This window comes from Mycolicibacterium arcueilense (genome assembly GCF_058536225.1).
In genome coordinates this window covers 154315-174244 of the sequence record NZ_JBZTYL010000010.1, presented here as the reverse complement: position 1 = coordinate 174244, position 19930 = coordinate 154315, and the positions used below count along the sequence as shown (strand labels likewise).

Here is a 19930-nt window from a genome sequence, read left to right as displayed (position 1 = left end):
AGTCGAACCGCGGAAACCTAGCGCTGCGGCGCTGCCGTCGGCTTGATCACCACCGGCAGGGCGGTCTTGCCCATCAGGTAGCGGTCGACACCTGCGGCGGCGGCCCGGCCCTCGGCGATGGCCCACACGATCAGCGACTGTCCACGACCCATGTCGCCGGCGACGAACACGCCGGGCACCGTGGTCTGGAAGTTGTCGTCGCGGGAAACGTTGCCGCGGTCGGTCAGCTCGACGCCGAGCTTGTTCAGCAGGCCTTCCTTCTCCGGCCCGACGAAGCCCATCGCGAGCAGCACCAGATCGGCCTTGAGCTCGAAGTCGGTGCCTTCGACCTTCTCGAACTTGCCGGCGTTCATCTTGACCTCGTGCGCGCGCAGGCCGGTCACGCGACCGTCGGCGCCGGTGAATTCCTCGGTGTTGACCGAGAACACGCGATCGCCGCCCTCTTCGTGAGCCGAGGAGACGCGGAACATCAGCGGGTAGGTCGGCCACGGGGTCGAGTCCGCGCGGGTCTCGGGCGGACGCGGCATGATCTCGAACTGGTGGATGCTGGCCGCGCCCTGACGGTGCGAGGTGCCCAGGCAGTCCGCGCCGGTGTCGCCACCGCCGATGATGATGACGTGCTTGTCCTTGGCGGTGATCGGCGGCTGGCCGGTCTCGTCGAGGACGTCGTCGCCGAGCTGAACGCGGTTGGCCCAGGGCAGGAATTCCATGGCCTGGTGGATGCCGTCGAGCTCGCGGCCGGGGATCGGCAGATCGCGCCAGGCGGTGGCACCGCCGGCCAGCACGACCGCGTCGTAGTTCAGCCGCAGCTGGGCCACGGTGATGTCGACGCCGACGTTGACACCGGGCCGGAACTGGGTGCCTTCGGCCGCCATCTGCTCCAGACGCCGGTCGATGTGGCGCTTTTCCATCTTGAACTCGGGAATGCCGTAGCGCAGCAGGCCGCCGATGCGGTCGGCACGCTCGAACACCGTGACGGTGTGGCCGGCCCGCGTGAGCTGCTGGGCGGCGGCCAGTCCGGCCGGTCCGGACCCGACGACGGCGACCTTCTTGCCGGTCTGCACGTCGGGCATCTTCGGAACAACCCAGCCCTGGTCGAAGGCGTTGTCGATGATCTCGACCTCGACCTGCTTGATGGTCACCGGATCCTGGTTGATGCCGAGGACGCAGGAAGCCTCACACGGGGCGGGGCACAACCGCCCGGTGAACTCCGGGAAGTTGTTGGTGGCGTGCAGCCGCTCGATCGCGTCGCGCCACCGGTCCTTGTAGACCAGGTCGTTCCACTCGGGGATCAGGTTCCCCAACGGGCAACCGTTGTGGCAGAACGGGATACCGCAGTCCATGCATCGCGATGCCTGGTCTTGCAGCTTGTCGTGGGAGAAGTCCTCGTAGACCTCTTTCCAGTCCTTCAGGCGCAGCGGAACCGGCCGGCGGGTCGGGAGTTCTTTCGAGGTGTGCTTGAGGAAACCGCGCGGATCAGCCATTGGCGGCCGCCATGATCGCCTCGTCCACATTGGCCCCGGCCTGTTCGGCTTCGGCGATCGCGGCCAGCACGCGCTTGTAGTCGCGCGGCATGACCTTCACAAAGTGCTTCAACTTGTCATCCCAATCAGACAGGACCTGTTGTCCCACAGCCGAATCAGTTGCGTCGACATGGGCGGTGAGAATTCCCTGAAGCCATTCGACATCAGAATCTTCGAGGCCTTCCAGCTCCACCATTTCGGTGTTCAGGTTCTCGCCCAGCACGCCGGCCGGGTCGTAGACGTAGGCGACACCGCCGGACATGCCCGCCGCGAAGTTGCGGCCGGTGGGTCCGAGGATGACGACCTTGCCGCCGGTCATGTACTCGCAGCCGTGGTCGCCGACACCCTCGACGACCGCGTGGGCGCCGGAGTTACGGACCGCGAACCGCTCGCCGACCTGGCCGCGCAGGAACGCCTCGCCGCTGGTGGCGCCGAAGAGCACCACGTTGCCGGCGATGATGTTGTCCTCGGCGGCGAAGTCAGCCGGTGCCTCGTCGGCCGGGCGGACCACGATGCGGCCACCCGACAGACCCTTGCCGACATAGTCGTTGGCATCGCCGTAGACCCGCAGCGTGATGCCCTTGGGCACGAACGCACCGAAGCTGTTGCCGGCCGACCCGTCGAACGTGATGTCGATGGTGCCGTCCGGAAGTCCCTGCCCGCCATAGGCCTTGGTGACCTCGTGGCCGAGCATGGTGCCCACGGTGCGGTTGACGTTGGTGATCTTGGCGGCGAATCGGACCGGGGCGCCCTTGTCCAGGGCATCCCGGCTCTGGGTGATCAGCTGCTGATCCAGTGCCTTGTCCAGGCCGTGGTCCTGACGCGAGCTGCAGTACAGGTCCTGGTTCATGAACGCCGACTCGGGCTCGTACAGCACCGGCGTCAGGTCCAGCTTGTGGGCCTTCCAGTGCTCTGCGGCCTTGGTGGTGTCCAGGGCGCCGACCTGGCCGACCATCTCGTTGACTGTGCGGAAGCCCAACTGCGCCATGAGTTCCCGGACTTCTTCGGCGATGAACATGAAGAAGTTCTCGACGAATTCGGGCTTGCCGTTGAACCGCTCGCGCAGCACCGGGTTCTGGGTGGCCACACCCACCGGGCAGGTGTCGAGGTGGCAGACCCGCATCATGATGCAGCCCGAAACCACCAGCGGCGCTGTGGCGAAACCGAATTCCTCGGCACCCAGCAGTGCGGCGACCACGACGTCGCGGCCGGTCTTGAGCTGACCGTCGACCTGGACCACGATGCGGTCGCGCAGGCCGTTGAGCAGCAGGGTCTGCTGCGTCTCGGCCAGGCCCAGCTCCCATGGGGCACCGGCGTGCTTCATCGAGGTGAGCGGAGTCGCTCCGGTCCCGCCGTCGTGGCCGGAGATCAGCACCACGTCGGCGTGGGCCTTGGAGACACCCGCGGCGACGGTTCCGACGCCGTTCTCGGACACCAGCTTCACGTGCACGCGAGCACTGGGGTTGGCGTTCTTCAGATCGTGGATCAGCTGCGCCAGATCCTCGATCGAGTAGATGTCGTGGTGCGGCGGCGGCGAGATCAGGCCGACGCCCGGGGTCGAGTGCCGCACCTCGGCCACCCACGGGTACACCTTGTGCCCCGGAAGCTGGCCGCCCTCACCAGGCTTCGCACCCTGGGCCATCTTGATCTGGATGTCAGAACAGTTGGTCAGGTAGTGGCTGGTGACACCGAACCGGCCGGAGGCCACCTGCTTGATGGCACTACGGCGCCAATCGCCGTTCTCTTCCGGCTCGAAGCGGTGCACGCTCTCGCCGCCCTCACCCGAGTTCGACCGTCCACCAAGGCGGTTCATCGCGATGGCGAGCGTCTCGTGTGCCTCGGCCGAGATCGAGCCGTAGCTCATGGCACCGGTGGAGAAGCGCTTGACGATCTCGGAGGCCGGCTCGACCTCGTCGATCGAGATCGGCTGGCGGACACCGTCACGGAACTTCAGCAGACCGCGAAGCGAGGCCATCCGCTCACTCTGGTCGTCGACCAGGGCGGTGTACTCCTTGAAGATCGAGTACTGCCCGGTGCGAGTCGAATGCTGGAGCTTGAACACCGTGTCCGGGTTGAACAGGTGGTACTCGCCCTCGCGGCGCCACTGGTACTCGCCGCCGACCTCGAGCTCGCGGTGAGCGCGCTCGTCGGGACGGTCAAGGTAGGCCAGCGAGTGGCGGGTGGCGACGTCGGCGGCGATGTCGTCGAGCTCGATGCCGCCCACCGGGCAGCTCAGCCCGGTGAAGTACTGGTCGAGCACTCCCTGGGAGATGCCGATCGCCTGGAACAGCTGTGCACCGGTGTAGGAGGCCAAGGTGGAGATGCCCATCTTGGACATCACCTTGAGCACGCCCTTGCCCGCGGCCTTGACGTAGTTGGCCTTGGCCTTATCGCTGTTGATTCCGGAGATCACGCCCCGGTCGACCATGTCCTCGATCGACTCGAAGGCCATGTACGGGTTGACCGCGGCGGCACCGAAGCCACACAGCATGGCCATGTGGTGCACCTCGCGGGCGTCACCGGCCTCGACCACCAGGCCGACCTTGGTGCGGGTGCGCTCGCGGACCAGGTGGTGATGCACCGCGGCCACGGACAGCAGCGACGGGATCGGCGCCATGGTCTCGTTGGATTCGCGGTCGGACAGCACGATGATGCGGGCACCCTCGCGGATGGCCTCCGACACCTTGGCGCGGACGTTGTCCAGCGCCTCTTTGAGGCCTTGGCCGCCCCGGTTGACCGGGTAGAGGCAGCGGATCACGGCGGCGCGCATGCCGTGCTTGTGGCCCCGGACCTCGTGGTCGGGGTCGACGCAGATCAGCTTGGACAGGTCGGCGTTGCGCAGGATCGGCTGCGAGAGCACGATCTGACGGCACGATTCGGGACCCGGGTTGAGCAGATCGCCCTCGGGCCCGATCACGCCCTGCAGGCTGGTGACCACCTCTTCACGGATGGCATCCAGCGGCGGGTTGGTGACCTGCGCGAACAGCTGCTGGAAGTAGTCGAACAGCATCCGCGGCCGGGCCGAGAGGATGGCGACCGGCGTGTCGGTGCCCATCGAGCCCAATGCCTCGGCCCCGGTGCGCGCCATCGGCGCGACCAGCAGGTTCAGCTCCTCGTAGGTGTAGCCGAAGATCTGCTGGCGCAACACCACGCGGTGGTGCGGCATCCGGACGTAGTCACCCGGCGGCAGTTCGTCGAGGGGAAACAGGCCCGCCTCGATCCACTCCTGGTAGGGCTGCTCGCTGGCCAGCTGAGCCTTGATCTCCTCGTCGGAGACGATGCGGCCCTGGGCGGTGTCCACCAGGAACATCCGGCCGGGCTGCAGGCGCAGCTTCTTGACGACGGTGGACGGGTCGAGCGGCAGCACGCCGGCCTCGGACGCCATGACGACGAGGCCGTCGTCGGTCACCCAGATGCGCGAGGGGCGCAGGCCGTTGCGGTCGAGCACGGCGCCGATGACGGTGCCGTCGGTGAAGCACACCGAGGCCGGTCCGTCCCAGGGCTCCATCAAGGAGTCGTGGAACTCGTAGAACGCACGGCGCGCCGGATCCATCGACTCGTGGCGTTCCCACGCCTCGGGGATCATCATCAGCACCGCGTGCGGCAGGCTGCGGCCACCGAGGTGCAGCAGCTCGAGCACCTCGTCGAAACGGGCGGTGTCCGATGCGCCGGGAGTACAGACCGGCACGATCTTGTCGAGCCCGTCGGTGCCGAACACGTCGGTGCGGATCAGCGCCTCACGGGCGCGCATCCAGTTCTCGTTACCGGTGACGGTGTTGATCTCGCCGTTGTGAGCGATCCGCCGGAACGGGTGGGCCAGCGGCCAGGACGGGAACGTGTTGGTGGAGAAGCGGGAGTGCACGATGCCCAGCGCGCTGGTCATCCGCTCGTCCTGCAGGTCCAGGTAGAACGCCTTGAGCTGCGGCGTGGTCAGCATGCCCTTGTAGACGAAGGTCTGACCGGACAGGCTCGGGAAGTACACCGTCTCGCGACCGGGGCCGTCTTGGCCCGGGCCCTTGGTGCCCAACTCGTGTTCGGCGCGCTTGCGCACGACGTAGGCCTTGCGCTCCAGGTCCATGCCGGAGGCGCCGCCGATGAACAGCTGCCGGAAGGTCGGCATGGCGTCGCGCGCCAGTGCGCCCAGCGACGAGTCGTCGGTCGGCACCTCGCGCCAGCCGAGCACCGTCAGGCCCTCGGCCTCGACGATCTTCTCCACGGCCTCGGCTGCCGTCGACGCGTCACGCGACGACTGCGGCAGGAAGGCGATGCCGGTGGCGTAGCTGCCCTCTGCGGGGAGCTCGAAGCCCAGGTCCTTGCAGACCTCGCGCAGGAACGAATCCGGGACCTGCAGCAGGATGCCTGCGCCGTCGCCGGTGTTCGGTTCTGCGCCCTGGGCACCGCGGTGCTCCAGATTCACCAGTGCTGTGATCGCCTTGTCCACGATGTCCCGGCTGCGGCGACCATGGATGTCTGCCACCATTGCCACACCACACGCATCGTGTTCATATGCGGGGTTGTACAGCCCGACCTTGCTGGGCGCCATTCCCACCTTGCCCTTCAACACGCTTCTACGAAGAAGCCGGCTCGGCGTGGGCGCCTCCGTGCAGCACTGGACGACGGCTATGTCCCACACGCCATAAGTGGAGAAAACGATAAGGCAACTACCGTGGCAGATGCCAACTTAGCCAAGCCTAACTATACTTGCTTGGCGGCTTTGGAACGCGCTTGCCGACCGATCGAAAAACCAGCGAATTCCAGTGCAGCCCTTAGGGTTTCATGCCGACTCCATCGGGGGCATCTCAGCACCCGTCGGGCCCGGCAGTAGCCCCATGCGTCAATTTAGTTTGCCATACACATCACATTGTGCCGTTATAGTGCCGTTATATCAACAATCAATATTTGCACGAAAGCTTAGTCAGATTCTTAGAATTGCATGATCAACGTCCCGAGGCCCGCGCAACGCTGCGCACGCCGGCCTCGGGCCGTAGGTCGAGGCGACGTAGCGACTGCGCGTTGAGTGCCACGACAACCGTCGACGCTGACATCAGTATCGCTCCGACCGACATCGGCATTACAAAGCCCAGCGGAGCGGCCACTCCCGCGGCCAACGGCACCGAGATCAGGTTGTAACCCGCTGCCCACCAAAGGTTTTGCTTCATCTTCCGGTACGACTGCCGGGAAAGCTCGATTACCGAGAGCACCGAACGGGGATCCGAGCTGGCGAGGATGACGCCTGCCGATGCGATGGCGACGTCGGTTCCCGCGCCGATCGCGATGCCGACGTCGGCCTGGGCCAGCGCCGGCGCATCGTTGACGCCGTCACCCACCATCGCAACGGTCAGACCTTCGCCCTGCAGTTCGGCGACTTTGGCTGCCTTGTCTTCGGGCCGCACACCGGCGAAGACCCGGTCGATACCCAGTTCTGCCGCCACCGCCGAAGCCACCGGAGCCGCGTCTCCGGTGATCATCACCACTTCGATCCCGAGGTCGTGCAGCGCGTCCACGGCCTGCCTGGATTCCTGGCGCACCTCGTCGGCCAGCGCCAGCGCGCCGGCCACTTCCCCGTCGACCAGCACGTGCAGCACCGTGGCGCCATCCCACCCGGAGGCATCGGGCAGCGCAGACTGCCCCTCCTGATCGAGCAATGCGGGTCCGCCGACCTGCACCCTGCGCCCACCGACCACGGCACTGACACCGACCGCGGGTGACGAGCTGAAGTCGCTCGCCGACGGAATGTCGAGGTTGCGGCGCCGGGCCGCGTCGACGATGGCGCGGGCCAGCGGGTGTTCGGAGTCGGCCTCGGCGGCCGCCGCCAGCGCCAGCACATCGTTGTCCGGACGGTCGGTGGTCGCCATGGCGGTGACGGCCGGCTCGCCCTTGGTCAGCGTGCCGGTCTTGTCGAACAGCACCGCCCCGACGGTGCGCATGGTTTCCAGCGCCAGCCGATCCTTGATCAGCACGCCACCGCGGGCGGCTCGTTCGGTCGCGATGGACACCACCAGCGGGATGGCCAGGCCAAGGGCGTGCGGGCACGCGATCACCAGCACCGTGATGGTGCGGACGACGGCTTGATCGGGTTCGCCGAACAGAGTCCAGGCCAGCGCCGTCAGCACTGCCGATCCCAGCGCGAACCAGAACAGCCAGCCCGCGGCCCGGTCGGCCAGCCGCTGCGCCCGCGACGACGAGTTCATCGCCTCGCCGACCAGTCGTTGGATGCCGGCCAGGGCGGTGTCGTCACCGACGGCGGTCACCCGGATCCGTAACCCGGAGTCGGTGGCGACGGTGCCTGCGACGACGTCGTCGCCCACGCTCCGCCGCACTGTCCGCGACTCACCGGTGACCATCGACTCGTCCATATCGGCCGCACCGTCGGTGATCCGGCCGTCAACGGGGACGCTGCCGCCCGGCCGGACGATCACCAGGTCACCGACCCGCAGATCCGACGGGGCCACGGTCACCACCTGCTCGGAGTCGCCGTCACCCTCGACCCGCTCGGCCTCGTCGGGCAGCAGCGCGGCCAGTGAGTCCAGCGCGGAGGTCGTCTGCGCCAAGGAGCGCATCTCGATCCAGTGGCCCAGCAGCATGATCACGATCAGCAGCGCCAGCTCCCACCAGAAGTCCAGCTGGTGGTGCAGTACGCCGAGGCTCGCACCCCACGACGCGATGAAGGCGACGGTGATCGCCAAGCCGATCAGCAGCATCATTCCCGGTGCGCGCGAACGTATCTCGCTGACGGCGCCGGTCAGGAACGGTCGGCCGCCCCAGACGTACATCACGGTGCCGAGCACCGGGGAGATCCAGCGTGCGCCGGGGAAATCCGGGGTCGAGTAGCCGAGGAGCATCGCGAACATCGGCGACAGAGCCACCGTCGGCACTGCCATGGCCGCCATGACCCAGAACAGCCGACGGAACTGGGCGACGTGGTCGCCGTGGCCGGCATGTCCCGCGTGACCGGTGTGTTCGTGCTCGTGCATCGCGTGTTCGGTCGTGGTCATATCGCCCACTGTATACCCCTAGGGGGTATATGGCTACCGTGGTGGGCGTAACTGTTGACGGCGATGCACTATCCGCTGAATACCCCGTTGGGCCGCATGGGCGTACAAACCCTTGAAGAGCGCCCGGATCGCTGCGTGGCCTCCATCCCCGTCGGCGGACTGCTCAATCCCCTGACCCGGGTGCCGACCATCGCCCCGCTGGCGATGCTGGTCGACCACGTCGGCGGGCTGATCAACCACCTTCGCCGTGCCGACGACGAGTGGACCGTGTCCAGCGAGCTGGCCATCGAGCTCACCCCGAATGCCATAGACCTGGTCACGGCCACACCGGAAGTTCCGGTGGTCGCGACTGCCCGGCCTTTCGGCCCGAAGGGAACCGGTTCATTGGGGCTCTGCGAGCTGTCCCACGGAGACCAACTGGTCGGGACGGCGACGGTGCGGTCGTTTCACATCCACGCGCCGGGGCACATCGTCGAATGGCCCACCGACTCCACCGAGGGGGCGCCACCTGCAGCTCTCGAGGACCGCATGTCGGTGCAGGTCGCCGAGACCGGTGGCAGCGCCGCGGTACTGCGGCAGTTGCCGGATCCCGTCATCAACAACAGCATCGGCATCGTTCACGGCGGGGTATCGGCGGCGGCACTGGAACTCGTCGGCTCCGCGGCCCTCGGCGTCGACGCCGGCGAGCCGTGGCGGACAGCTTCGCTGCGGGTCAACTATCTGCGCCAGTTCCGTGGTGGTGACGAATCACGTTACGAAGCACGCCCATTGCGGGTCGGACGCAGCTCAGGAGCAGTTGACGCGCAGGCCATCGGCGATGACGGTGCGGTGGCACTGGTAGCCCGGTTGACCGCTTACCGCTGATTTCGGCACGGCAACGTAAATTTCACTGTGCGATCAATTCGGCAACAACGACTCTGCCATCAGCTACTGGCGTGAAACCCTCCGGATGAACCACATCTACGGAGGAGTTCGCCATGAGTACGCCGAGCATGTCACATCGATTGGCAGCCGAATTCATCGGGACGTTCTGGCTGGTCCTGGGCGGTTGCGGTAGCGCGGTGTTCGCCGCGAAGTTTCTCTCCGACGGCTTCTCCGTGGGGATCGGGTTCCTCGGGGTGGCCCTCGCATTCGGCCTGACGGTGCTGACCGGCGTGTACGCCTTCGGCACCATTTCCGGCGGGCACTTCAACCCGGCCGTCACGCTGGGCGCCGCGCTCGCCCGCCGCGTCGAGTGGGCGGCCGTTGTGCCGTACTGGATCTCGCAGGTCGTGGGCGGCCTGGTGGCCGGCGTGGTGATCTATGTGATCGCCAGCGGCAAGGACGGCTGGTCTGCCACCGGGAACATGGCCGCCAACGGATACGGCGAGCACTCCCCCGGCGGATATTCACTGGTCGCGGTGCTGCTGGCCGAGGTGATCCTGACCGCGGTGTTCCTGCTGGTCATCCTCGGTTCGACCGACGATCGGGCGCCCAAGGGCTTCGCCGGTCTGTCGATCGGACTCACCCTCACTCTGATCCACCTGATCTCGATCCCGATCTCCAACACCTCGGTCAACCCGGCCCGGTCCACGGCGGTCGCGTTCTTCAACGGAAACGGGGCACCCGCGCAGCTGTGGGCGTTCTGGCTGGCCCCGCTGGTCGGCGCGGCCATCGCCGGTCTGGCCTACTCGTTCCTGTTCGGCGCCCCGGAGGCGTTGGCCGAGCGCCCGGTCCGAGAGGACACCCTGGACCAGGAGCGCGCCCGCTAGATCAGGTCAAATGGTCGAATTCCCCACTCACCCAACGAATATGAGTATCGGCTGACCGGTGCACTACATCCTTGGCGGCGCTGTCGATCTCGTCGCCGCCAAGGGTGTAGAGCCGGTCATAGTCGTACCCGTCGAGCCGATCCACGATCCGGCGCACCACCGCGGCCGACAGCGGGATGTGCTTGGGAAAGTTGCGCTGAAACGACACCCAGTTGCGGGCCAGTCCGCCGGAGATGGTGTCTCCGACCAGCAGCGTGCCGTCAGCCGTCAACGCCACCGAACTGCCTCGCATGTGCCCGCCCACGTGGATCAGTCGTACGCCGGACAGTGGTTCCAACTCCTCGGTCCACTGCTTGATCAGCGGATCGGGAGCCGGGAGCCACTCTGCGTCAAGGGCATTCACGTACACGGGGACGCCGCCGAATGCCCTGCTCCAACTGAGTTGCGCCCCGAACATGTGGGGATGGCTGGCAGCGACAGCGTCGACACCACCGAGGCCGTGAACGAGGCCGATGATCTCGTCGTCCAGATAGCTCGGCGCATCCCACAGCAGGTTCCCGTGCGCGGTCTGCACCACAAACGAACGGTGCCCGATGGCGAACTGGGGCGCGCGCCGCAGGCTGTGCACTCCGCGACCGTGGTCGACGTGTTCGGTGTGGTGCGGTTGTGCCGCCAGTTCCTCCAGCGTCGTCCAGGTGCCGTGTGGCGGCAGGTCCCCGCGCTCCTCGATCGAGACGACCTCCGAGGTCAACACACAGCTGTCGGCCGGTTCGGTGGCGGAATCCGGGTGTTCCACACCGCATCCCGTGCAAATCCAGGTAGGCATGGCACCGAGCCTGGCACCTCAACAGCTGTTGAGGTCAAGCGCTCTTGCGCCGCGCCTTGCCGGCGGCACCGCGCTCGGTGGGTGCGCCTTCATGGGCCAGCGTGCCACCGGCGCTCTCCAGGTGAGCCCGGACGAACCACTGGAACTTCTCGAGTTCGGCGGCGTGGTCGATGAGAACGTCCTGCGAGACAAGATCGAGTTTCTCCAACTTGTCGATCGCCTTGCGGGTGTCCTCGATCACCCCGTTGTAGACGAGGTCGAGTGCCGCGAGGTGGGCTTGCACGTTGTCACGTCCGACGGAGTAGTCGTCCCAGGTGCGGTCCGAGATGATGGCCCCCGGCGTGCCCTTCGGCGATTTGCCCAGTGCAGCAATCCGTTCGGCGACCTCATCGGCGTACCCCCGCACCAGCGCCACCTGTGGGTCGATCATCTCGTGTACGCCGATGAAGTTCGGACCGACAACGTTCCAGTGGACGTGCTTGAGCGTCAGATGGAGGTCGTTGTACGTGCTGAGCTGCTTCTGCAACAGCTGGGCCACTTCGTTGCCCTGTTTGTCAGTCAGGCCGGGAATGGTGAACGAGGTCATTGCGGCTCCTTTCGGTTCACGATCGGTTCCGCCCCGGGATACCCGTCAACCAGGGCGTGCAATCACCCCGGGTTACAGCGCGCGCAGGTTCGGAATGGCCTGACGCGCTCCGAAACGCGGGTTGTGGGCCAGCCCACTGGCTTCCAACAAGCGGACGACCCGCTGCCGGTGTGGCCGCAGCGGTTCGAGCAGTTCCACCATCTCCGCATCGTCGATCGGCCGGCCGAGCAGGGTGCGTCCCACCATCGTCGCCAGGTGATAGTCGCCGACCGACAGCGCGTCGGCGTCGCCGAAGGCGCGTTGCACGGTTTCCGCCGCCGTCCACTCACCGACCCCGGGCAACGAGCGCAGCGCCTTCACTGCCCGCTCGGCAGTGAGTCTCTCGAGGGCGTCGGCGCGCTGCGCACAGCCGACGATGGTGCGCGCCCGGCCCGGGTCCACGTTGGCCCGGTGGAATTCCCACGACGGGATGCGACGCCACACGTCGGCGGTAGGGGGCACCCGCATGCCGTCAAGCGCCGGACCGGGGGCCGGGGCGCCGTACTTCGTCACCAACCGCCGCCAAGCACGCCAGGCATCCACGCCCGAGACCCGCTGCTCGATGATCGCGGGTACCAATGCCTCCAATACCCGGCCGCTGCGCCCGAGGCGCAGGTGCGGCACACGCCGGTGCGCCTCGGCGATGGTCGGCTCGACGGGGTCGAAGCCGCCGGCGTCGTCGTCGGCACCCACCAGCGCCGGAAAACCGTCCAGGAACTCCGCGTCACCCGGGCCCCACGCCTCGCAATGCACGGTGCCGGGAGCCGATTTGATGATCCGCGCGGTCACCGGTCCGGTTTTCATCGCGCTTACGCGCCAGATCGCGCCGTCGGCACTGATCCGGTTGGTCGGGTCGTACCCGCCGCGCCGCCAGGGAGCCAGCGTCAGCCCCGGACTGGCCGGGCTGTCGAACGTGACGCTGATTGAGGGCACCGCTCCAGACTAGGCCAGCGCGATGTCAGCCTTCTGTGGGTAGAAGGCCAGGTGATCGGCTATTTCGGCGACGGCCGCATACGGCTTCTCATAGGTCCAGACCGCGTCCTCGAGGTCGCCGACGTGGTAATAGTTCGCCTCGCCCTTGTAGGGGCAGTAGGTGGTGGCGGCGCTACGGGTCAGCGTTTCCCACACGACGTCGGCGCGCGGAATGTATTGCACGGCTGGATAAGTCGACTCCTGCAAGGTCAGGGCAGCATCGGTCTGCGCGATGATCGCTCCGCCGACAGTGACGGTGACCCGACGTCCGGTCGGGGCAATGGTGATGGGGTGGGCTGCGCTCGGCTGCAGCACCTGGCGCTCGGTCATATGCGGCACAACGCCACGGCGCGGCCACCGATTCCCATGCAGACTGGAGCGATGGGAACTTTGCAGACCGCACGGTTGGGTGACCTCGAAGTGGCGCGGATCGGTCTGGGCACGATGGGCATGTCCTTCGCCTACGGCAGCGCCGGCCGCGACGACGCCGAATCGATTCGCACCATCCACCGGGCCATCGACCTCGGTGTCACCCTCATCGACACCGCCGAGGTGTACGGCCCGTACGCCAACGAAGTGTTGGTCGGGCAGGCACTGAAGGGTCGACGCGACGAGGTCGTGCTCGCCACCAAGTTCGGCATGATCTCCCACACCGGCCGCGACGGCGCGGATAGCAGCCCGGCCAACATCCGCACCGCGGTGGAGGGGTCGCTCCATCGCCTGGGCACCGACCACATCGACCTCTACTACCAGCACCGCCTGGACCGCTCCACGCCGATCGAGGAGACCATCGGCGTGCTGGCCGACCTCATCGCCGAGGGCAAGATTCGCCATATCGGGTTGTCCGAGGTGGGGGTCGAAACCATCCGGCGTGCCCATGCGGTCCACCCGATCACCGCACTGCAGTCGGAGTACTCGTTGTTCACCCGGGACCCCGAGGACGGAATCCTGGACATCTTGCGCGAGAAAGGCATTGGCTTCGTCGCCTACTCACCTCTCGGACGCGGGTTCCTCACCGGCCAGATCCGGTCCGTCGACGACCTCGCCGACGACGACACCCGCCGGGACAACCCCCGGTTTACCGGCGAGAACTTCGCGGTGAATCTGCGACTGGCCGACGAGGTGCGGGCCATCGCCGAGTCCTCGGGAGCGACGCCAGGGCAGGTCGCACTTGCCTGGCTGCTGTCGCGTGGCCCCGACATCGTGCCGATTCCCGGAACCAGGCGGGTAGAACGACTGGAAGAGAACGTCGCGGCGGATGCAGTCACGCTGACCCCCGACCAGCTGTCCCAGCTCGACAATCTCGCCGCGCCCGCCGGCGACCACCACACCGAGGCCCAGATGCGGATGATCGACCGCTAGCCCGGGTCTACGATCGGCCCATGACCGCGCCTGTGAAAGCCACTGTGTCGATCGCTGCCGATCCCGCAGCCGTGTACGCACTCATCACCGATCTGCCGACGCTGGCCTCGCTCGCCGAGGAGGCTCATGCGATGGAGTGGCAGAAGGGCAGTTCGGCCACTCCCGGATCAGTTTTCAAGGGCCACAACCGCAATGGCTCGAAGGCCTGGAGCACGACATGCACCGTCACCGACGCCGAGCCGGACAAGACGTTCGCCTTCGACGTGAAGTCTCTGGTGTTCCCGGTGGCGCACTGGCGCTACGACATCACTGCCACCGAGGGCGGCTGCACAGTGACCGAGTCCACCTGGGACCGTCGCGCGGGCTGGTTCAAGAAGGTCGCTGGGCTGGCCACCGGCGTGCCCGACCGCGACGGCGCCAACGCCGAGCACATCCAGCTGACCCTGCAGCGGCTGAAGGAACGCGCCGAAGGTTGATCGCCCCCGCTCAGAAGGGTGGTGGTGGTCCGTATTCTTCGGCGAGCCAGGCTTGGTATCGGCGTTCGTTTTCGAGGTCGTTGTTGAATTCGGCGCGTAGCGCTCGTTCTTCGTTGATGCGGTCTTGGCGGTCTTGTTCGCGGGTTTGTGTGCGCTTGGGCATCCGCGCGCCGCGGTTCGGGTTCGAGTTCGGGTGCGGAGCCTCGGGTTCGGGGAGGTTGAGGTCCCCGGTCGGTTGGGCCAGGTCCGGGAACATTCCGGCGCCGTGGGGTTCGGTGGCGTAGGTGTGGCCGGTCGGTGTGGTGACTTCTACTGTGCCATCGGGTAATTGACGGTCTGACCAGCCGGGGCAGAACGTTTTGATCAAGTGATGCGCCCGGCAGTAAAGCTTGGTGTTGGACGGATGCGTCGGCCCGATCGGGTACGGGACGGTGTGGTCGATGTCGCAGCGGTCCACGGGTGCGTCGCAGCCCGGGAACCGGCAGGTCAGGTCCCGCCAGCGGATGAACTCGGAGAGCGCCACCGATGGGCGATACCCCGGCTCGGAACCGTCAGGGGCGATGGACTCGCTGGGTTGGGCGGGCTCAGGCAGCCCCGTCGACTCGCCGAGCTCGGGTGGCGCGCTGGATTCGCTGGGCGACGTAGAGGTGTCAGCGGGTACCCGCACCGGCTTGAGCTTGGCGTTACTCGAGAGGTCGCGCACACGGTCGGCGGGCAGGATCCCGTACCCGGGTAGATATCCCGGATCCTGCGACATCCCATCCAGGGTGGCTTGGCTGGCCAGCACGTGAACCACCGCCGCATCAGCGGCCGCGCGCTTCTGGGCCGCCGGGCAGTCCTCACGACCACACCGGCACACCAACTGAGCTTCCAGCCGCGCCAGCGGCCCGACCGCATCAGAACGGCGCCGCTCCCGGCTGCGCGGATCATGCTCACACACCGTGTCGGCCAACGCATCCAACCGTTGATCGAACGCCGCCGCGTCCTCAGCATCGACATTCGCCCAGATCGTGGCCGCACCCGGGCTGCCCGGGTCCACCTGCACGAACCGGTCCTGCGCCAGATCCGGAGGCACCCGCACCCCGTTCGGATCCAGTTTGGCGATCCAATGATCGATCCGATCCCGCAACTGCCGCTCGGAGAACCGCATCCACCGATGCGCCCGGCCCGCGAGTTCGGCATCCAGTTCGGCCCACACCGACCGGTCCGCGGTCTCGGTGCGGGCGATGATCATCGACACCACCCGATAATCAATATCCCCGACGGCGAATCGGGCCGCCACCAGCGGCAGTTTGTCGCGCAGCATCCGGGCGTGATGCACCTGGGTACCCGCCCGACCCCGCGAGATGCGCATCGCCGCCGACACCTCGGCGCACACCTCCGCATACGGGTCGGTGCGCCACAAAATGCTGTCGACCAGTTCTCGTTCGCGCAGGGTGTCCAACGCCCCGATCGCGGCCAACCGGGCCGCGATCGCCGCCGACTCCGCCCGCGTGGCAGCACCGACCTTGTCGATCAACGCCACATCAGACTCGAACATACATTCGATCATGCCACCACCCACCGACATTGACTGGGCCCTGCCGAATATGTCGTACCCCTGGAGGAACGTCACGGCCAAGTACCAACAGAAGGGCGACCTGATGTGCTGGATCTGCGACCACCCCGAGGCAACCAGACAGGACTATCTCGATCTCCTGCGGGAGAAGACTTTCAAGCGCGGCTGGGCAGTGCATTACGTCGAACACGACCGCAGGCCGTTCGGCTACACGATCGGGCTCAGCGAGGCCGGCCTCCCCGAGCTGCTGATCACCGGCCTGTCACCGCTGATGACATGCAAGCTACTGAACACCGTGGCGGAATACCTGGTGGACCAGACCGAACCTGCCCCGGGCGACACCATCACACTGCCCGATGACTGGTTCGCCGAGTTCGTCGAAATCAGTGAGCCCACCGCCCATCTCGGGTTCGCGGTGGAGTTGTGCGGTCGCGATATCCGCGCGCTGCAGATCGTCTGGTATGACCAGCACGGCCACTCGCCTTGGTGTTCGGAGTTCAATCGGGGCGGTCCCCGCCAACCTGTTCTCGGCGCTCGAGGGCCCCGCAAAACCGCCTGAACATCCTTCTTTCTGCCATGAGTCGATCAATTACTGCCAACGGAAATTGATCCCCTGAGCTCTCGGTTTACACAGGCATAACCGGCATGAGACAGAGAGAAGCAGGGAAATGAAGAAGTTCGGATTCGCCGTCATCGCTGCCAGCGGATTGGGCGCAGCCGTACTGGGCCTGGCCGCACCGGCCCTGGCCGCTGAGCCCGCTCACACCGCAACCCCCAGCAGCGTCACCATCTCCGCGGGTGTCGACCGGCTCGACTGGCTCGACCGACTGCACCCCAAGCCGATGGTGCCCAAGGTGGACACCACTGTTCGCCACAGCGGCCGCTGACACCGACAGACAAAGAGGGGCGGCCCGGAAAGGGCCGTCCCTCTTTGCTTTTCAAGGAAAGATCAGAACGCGTAACGGTGATACTGCGCCATGTACCGCAGCACCGGTACCGGCTTCATGATGGCCAGCATCAACCGGTAGTACCAGGGCAGGGTAGCGAACACCGGATCGTCGAACGGCGACTCCCGGGTCAGCAGCCGGGTACCCGGCACCGCACGCAGGATGTCCTCCGGGCTGTCGATGGCCCAGTGCAGTTTGGCCCCGGAGCGACGCACCACGGTATTAACCAGTTGCGCCCTGATGCCCAGGGTGTTGAACGCGTCGAATTGCAGTTCCCCGGAAGGGAATCCGTCGACGATGCGCCGCAGAAGCGCAACGCCATCCTGCTCGGTGAGGTACATCGTCAACCCCTCGCCGAGCATCAGGGTCGGCCGGTCGGTGAGAACGTCCCGCAGCCAGGCCGGGTCGGTCACCGAGGCGGCGATGACGTGATAGTGCTCGGCTGACGGATACAGCTGCTCCCGCAGGTGCGCGACATCGGGGTAGTCGATGTCGTACCACTCGACGCCGGGGCCGGGCTGGATTCGGAAAAACCGGCCGTCCAGACCGCATCCGAGATGCAGCACCACGGCTTCGGGATGTACGGCCAGGAACTGCCGGGTCCAGTGGTCGAAGTGGGCACTGCGGGTGGTCACCGACGGCGACGTCGCCTCGGTGATCGAGGTGCGGCTCCAGTCGTAGTCGATGCGGTCGGCGATCTCCTTGGCCAGCTGGTCACCGAGGATCGGGTGGGGCATCCCGGCATCGAGCGCCTTGGCGTAGAACGTCGCCAGCATCGTCTGCGGCGCCCCGGTGAGGTCGACTTTCAGCTTGTCGGTCATATCGCCAGGTTAGGCCGCAATACGCTTGCCGCCCAGTGGCTTAACACCTCTCGGCGTGGTGTTCAGCTGCTCTTCTGTGCGCGTTTGGCCGCCCGCAGGCTCACCCAGAACTTTGCCGCCTCGGCGATCGATTCCTCGACGGGCCTTGGCTGCCAACCGAGTTCACGCACGGCCTTGGAGTGGTCGAGCTCGGCTTCGGCCCGCATGAGCCGCAGAGATTCCAGCGACAACCGCTCGTCGGTACCGCGCAGCTTGCCCTTGAGGGTGCCTGCTGCGGCCAGTGCATACGACACGGGTAGCGGAATGGATCGCTGTGGGGGTGCCACGCCGGCGGCCTCGGCGGCCAGCCTGGCCACCTCGGCGTTGCTGATCATCTTCTCCGAGATCAGATAGCGCTCACCCGGAGTGCCCCGATCGGCGGCCAACAGCATGGCTTGGGCCGCGTCGTCGATACCGACGGCTTCGAGATCGATCCCGCTCATCACGAACGGCAGCTTGCCGAAGGCCGCTCCGGCGATGATCGCGCCGTGCGGGGTCCGGCCCCAGTCACCGCTGCCATAGGTGGTGGACACGCACATCGCGACGGCGGGCAGGCCGCGCTCACGCGCGTATTGCAGCACCAGATCTTCGGCCTGTACCCGCGAGCGCACGTACGGCGTCACCTTCGACACGTCGACGACGTCGGCCTCGGTGGACCGCTTGCCGCGGTGCCGGCCGACGGTGACGTAACTGCTGGTGTAGACGAACTTGCGCAGACCGGGGATTTCCGCAGCGACGTCGAGCACGTTACGAGTGCCCTCGACGTTCGTGCGGAACAGCGGCGCCGGGTCGCGCAACCAACCGCGGGCGTCGACGACGCAGTGGTACACGACGTCGCAACCGGTCATCGCCTCGCGCAGGACCTCGGTGTCGAAGAGGTCGCCGTGAATCCGCTTGACGTCGAGGTCATCGATCCCGATGGTGCTGGCATTGGGACGCACCATGGCCCGGATCTCTGTGTTGTTTCCGGCGCGTTCGTCGGCACTTGCGACCAACTGCCGCAGCACATGAGAGCCCAGGAATCCGTTGGCGCCGATGACCAGCTTGGCGCTCACTTGCCGCCACCGAACTTCTTGAGCCACGCCTCGGCCTCGTCGGTGAGGGTGCCGAGTTCGGCTGCCTTGCGGCACCACTTGCGGGCTGCAGAGGCGAACCGCAGCGGGTTGTAGACGTCTTCCTGACGTGACCACAGGCCGTCGCCGGCGTAGGTCAGGATCGAGATGTTGGTGGCGGTGATGATGGTGCCGTCACCGGGATCGCGCATGGGGTTGTCGAGTTCGCAGATGATGCGTCCTGTGGGTTCGTCGATCACCGACCACAGCGACGGGAACGAGGTCATGTAGCTACCCGGGAACGTCGTCATGGTCTTCCAGATCCAGGGCCGCACCTGTTCACGGCCCTTCATCGTGCCCACGGCGTGTTCGATGTAGTCGACGTCGACGGTGTAGTGGTCGGCCCACACATCCCAGTTCTTGGTCTGCGCGGCCCGGTCGACGGTCTGCTCGAACGTTTCAAAGGCAGCGGCGAGTTCATCGCGGCTGAAAGACCTGCTCGTCACCCCAAAACTAGAACACGTTCTATCGACCTTTGTCGAGACCCGTCACTGCGCGGCCAGCACCTGCCGGGAACCCAGCGGGGCCTGCAGGGCCACCTCCGCGGTGCCGTGCACCGCCAGGGCGATACACATCCGGCCGACGGACTCCGGGGGCGTCCCGCCGCGAAGGTCGATCGTGACAGCATCGGCGGTTTCCTGTGCGCTCACGTGGACGCCGAAGCAGTCCGGGGTCCCTGCGGTGAAGTTGACCAGCAGGCGTTCCCCCTCACGGCTGAACGATTCGATCCGGGTCAGGTGTGGGTCGACGATCGCCGGGTTGTCGACGAACAGGGTGCGCGCGGGGTCGGGCGGCACCTCCGGCACTGCGACCTGGGTGGGATCGGCCATCGCGGTGGGGCAGCCGGCCAGCAGGAGTAAACCGGCCAGGCCTGCGGTTGCAACTACACGCATGACCACCACGGTAACCACGGAGCACAATGG

18 protein-coding genes are annotated in these 19930 nt (G+C 66.5%); 6 read left to right on the top strand and 12 right to left on the bottom strand.

Annotated elements, in window-relative coordinates; translation table 11 throughout:
- Nucleotides 1–17: 17 nt before the first annotated feature.
- From AC4LGL_RS16010 to AC4LGL_RS16000, 3 genes are all read right to left on the bottom strand, one after another.
- Nucleotides 18–1484, bottom strand: a complete 1467-nt coding sequence (locus AC4LGL_RS16010; RefSeq protein ID WP_491839614.1) for a glutamate synthase subunit beta — start codon at nucleotides 1482–1484, stop codon at nucleotides 18–20.
- Nucleotides 1477–6066, bottom strand: a complete 4590-nt coding sequence (gene gltB / locus AC4LGL_RS16005; RefSeq protein WP_491839709.1) for a glutamate synthase large subunit — start codon at nucleotides 6064–6066, stop codon at nucleotides 1477–1479. The genes AC4LGL_RS16010 and gltB overlap by 8 nt, the downstream gene beginning before the upstream one ends.
- A gap of 394 nt (nucleotides 6067–6460) precedes the next feature.
- The gene (locus AC4LGL_RS16000) at nucleotides 6461–8518 is read right to left on the bottom strand and encodes a heavy metal translocating P-type ATPase (protein WP_491839613.1); all 2058 of its coding nucleotides are present in this window, start codon (nucleotides 8516–8518) and stop codon (nucleotides 6461–6463) included.
- Between the two features lie 63 nt (nucleotides 8519–8581).
- On the opposite strand from AC4LGL_RS16000, the gene AC4LGL_RS15995 reads away from it, so the two are divergent.
- On the top strand, nucleotides 8582–9382 hold the full coding sequence (locus tag AC4LGL_RS15995) for a PaaI family thioesterase (protein WP_491839612.1): 801 nt from the start codon (nucleotides 8582–8584) through the stop codon (nucleotides 9380–9382).
- 113 nt (nucleotides 9383–9495) lie between these two features.
- On the top strand, nucleotides 9496–10269 hold the full coding sequence (aqpZ, locus tag AC4LGL_RS15990) for an aquaporin Z (protein ID WP_491839611.1): 774 nt from the start codon (nucleotides 9496–9498) through the stop codon (nucleotides 10267–10269).
- A 1-nt stretch (nucleotide 10270) separates the two neighbouring features.
- On the opposite strand, the gene AC4LGL_RS15985 is transcribed toward aqpZ, so the two are convergent.
- The 4 genes from AC4LGL_RS15985 to AC4LGL_RS15970 all read right to left on the bottom strand — a co-directional run bounded on the left by AC4LGL_RS15985 (nucleotide 10271) and on the right by AC4LGL_RS15970 (nucleotide 13022).
- On the bottom strand, nucleotides 10271–11095 hold the full coding sequence (locus AC4LGL_RS15985; protein WP_491839610.1) for an MBL fold metallo-hydrolase: 825 nt from the start codon (nucleotides 11093–11095) through the stop codon (nucleotides 10271–10273).
- Between the two features lie 34 nt (nucleotides 11096–11129).
- Complete coding sequence (locus tag AC4LGL_RS15980) at nucleotides 11130–11681, bottom strand: Dps family protein (protein ID WP_491839609.1); 552 nt, start codon at nucleotides 11679–11681, stop codon at nucleotides 11130–11132.
- Nucleotides 11682–11753: 72 nt separating this feature from the next.
- The gene (locus AC4LGL_RS15975) at nucleotides 11754–12653 is read right to left on the bottom strand and encodes a DNA-3-methyladenine glycosylase family protein (RefSeq protein WP_491839608.1); all 900 of its coding nucleotides are present in this window, start codon (nucleotides 12651–12653) and stop codon (nucleotides 11754–11756) included.
- A gap of 9 nt (nucleotides 12654–12662) precedes the next feature.
- Nucleotides 12663–13022, bottom strand: a complete 360-nt coding sequence (locus AC4LGL_RS15970; protein WP_491839607.1) for a DUF427 domain-containing protein — start codon at nucleotides 13020–13022, stop codon at nucleotides 12663–12665.
- A gap of 60 nt (nucleotides 13023–13082) precedes the next feature.
- Here AC4LGL_RS15970 and AC4LGL_RS15965 point away from each other — a divergent pair, with 60 nt between their 5' ends.
- Nucleotides 13083–14054, top strand: coding sequence for an aldo/keto reductase (locus tag AC4LGL_RS15965; RefSeq protein WP_491839708.1), 972 nt, complete (start codon nucleotides 13083–13085; stop codon nucleotides 14052–14054).
- A 20-nt stretch (nucleotides 14055–14074) separates the two neighbouring features.
- Entirely contained in the window at nucleotides 14075–14530 is a 456-nt protein-coding gene (locus AC4LGL_RS15960; RefSeq protein ID WP_491839606.1) for an SRPBCC family protein, read from the top strand.
- A gap of 10 nt (nucleotides 14531–14540) precedes the next feature.
- Here the strand turns inward: AC4LGL_RS15960 and AC4LGL_RS15955 are convergent, their stop codons facing one another.
- Nucleotides 14541–16070 (bottom strand): HNH endonuclease signature motif containing protein, encoded by a 1530-nt coding sequence (locus tag AC4LGL_RS15955; RefSeq protein ID WP_491839605.1) that lies wholly within the window; start codon nucleotides 16068–16070, stop codon nucleotides 14541–14543.
- Nucleotides 16071–16080: 10 nt separating this feature from the next.
- Here AC4LGL_RS15955 and AC4LGL_RS15950 point away from each other — a divergent pair, with 10 nt between their 5' ends.
- Both AC4LGL_RS15950 and AC4LGL_RS15945 read left to right on the top strand, forming a co-directional pair.
- Nucleotides 16081–16647 (top strand): DUF4262 domain-containing protein, encoded by a 567-nt coding sequence (locus AC4LGL_RS15950; RefSeq protein ID WP_491839604.1) that lies wholly within the window; start codon nucleotides 16081–16083, stop codon nucleotides 16645–16647.
- 109 nt (nucleotides 16648–16756) lie between these two features.
- Entirely contained in the window at nucleotides 16757–16975 is a 219-nt protein-coding gene (locus AC4LGL_RS15945; RefSeq protein WP_055118792.1) for a hypothetical protein, read from the top strand.
- Nucleotides 16976–17037: 62 nt separating this feature from the next.
- Here AC4LGL_RS15945 and AC4LGL_RS15940 read toward each other — a convergent pair whose 3' ends face one another.
- The 4 genes from AC4LGL_RS15940 to AC4LGL_RS15925 form a co-directional block, all read right to left on the bottom strand.
- Nucleotides 17038–17856, bottom strand: coding sequence for a class I SAM-dependent methyltransferase (locus tag AC4LGL_RS15940; RefSeq protein ID WP_491839603.1), 819 nt, complete (start codon nucleotides 17854–17856; stop codon nucleotides 17038–17040).
- Between the two features lie 62 nt (nucleotides 17857–17918).
- Nucleotides 17919–18950 carry an NAD-dependent epimerase/dehydratase family protein gene (locus tag AC4LGL_RS15935; RefSeq protein WP_491839602.1) on the bottom strand — a complete coding sequence of 344 codons (1032 nt, stop codon included), beginning with the start codon at nucleotides 18948–18950 and terminating at the stop codon, nucleotides 17919–17921.
- The gene (locus AC4LGL_RS15930) at nucleotides 18947–19453 is read right to left on the bottom strand and encodes a nuclear transport factor 2-like protein (RefSeq protein WP_491839601.1); all 507 of its coding nucleotides are present in this window, start codon (nucleotides 19451–19453) and stop codon (nucleotides 18947–18949) included. Before AC4LGL_RS15930 ends, AC4LGL_RS15935 begins: the two co-directional genes overlap by 4 nt.
- Before the next feature lie 42 nt (nucleotides 19454–19495).
- Nucleotides 19496–19900 (bottom strand): hypothetical protein, encoded by a 405-nt coding sequence (locus tag AC4LGL_RS15925; protein ID WP_491839600.1) that lies wholly within the window; start codon nucleotides 19898–19900, stop codon nucleotides 19496–19498.
- Between the last annotated feature and the right edge of the window lie 30 nt (nucleotides 19901–19930).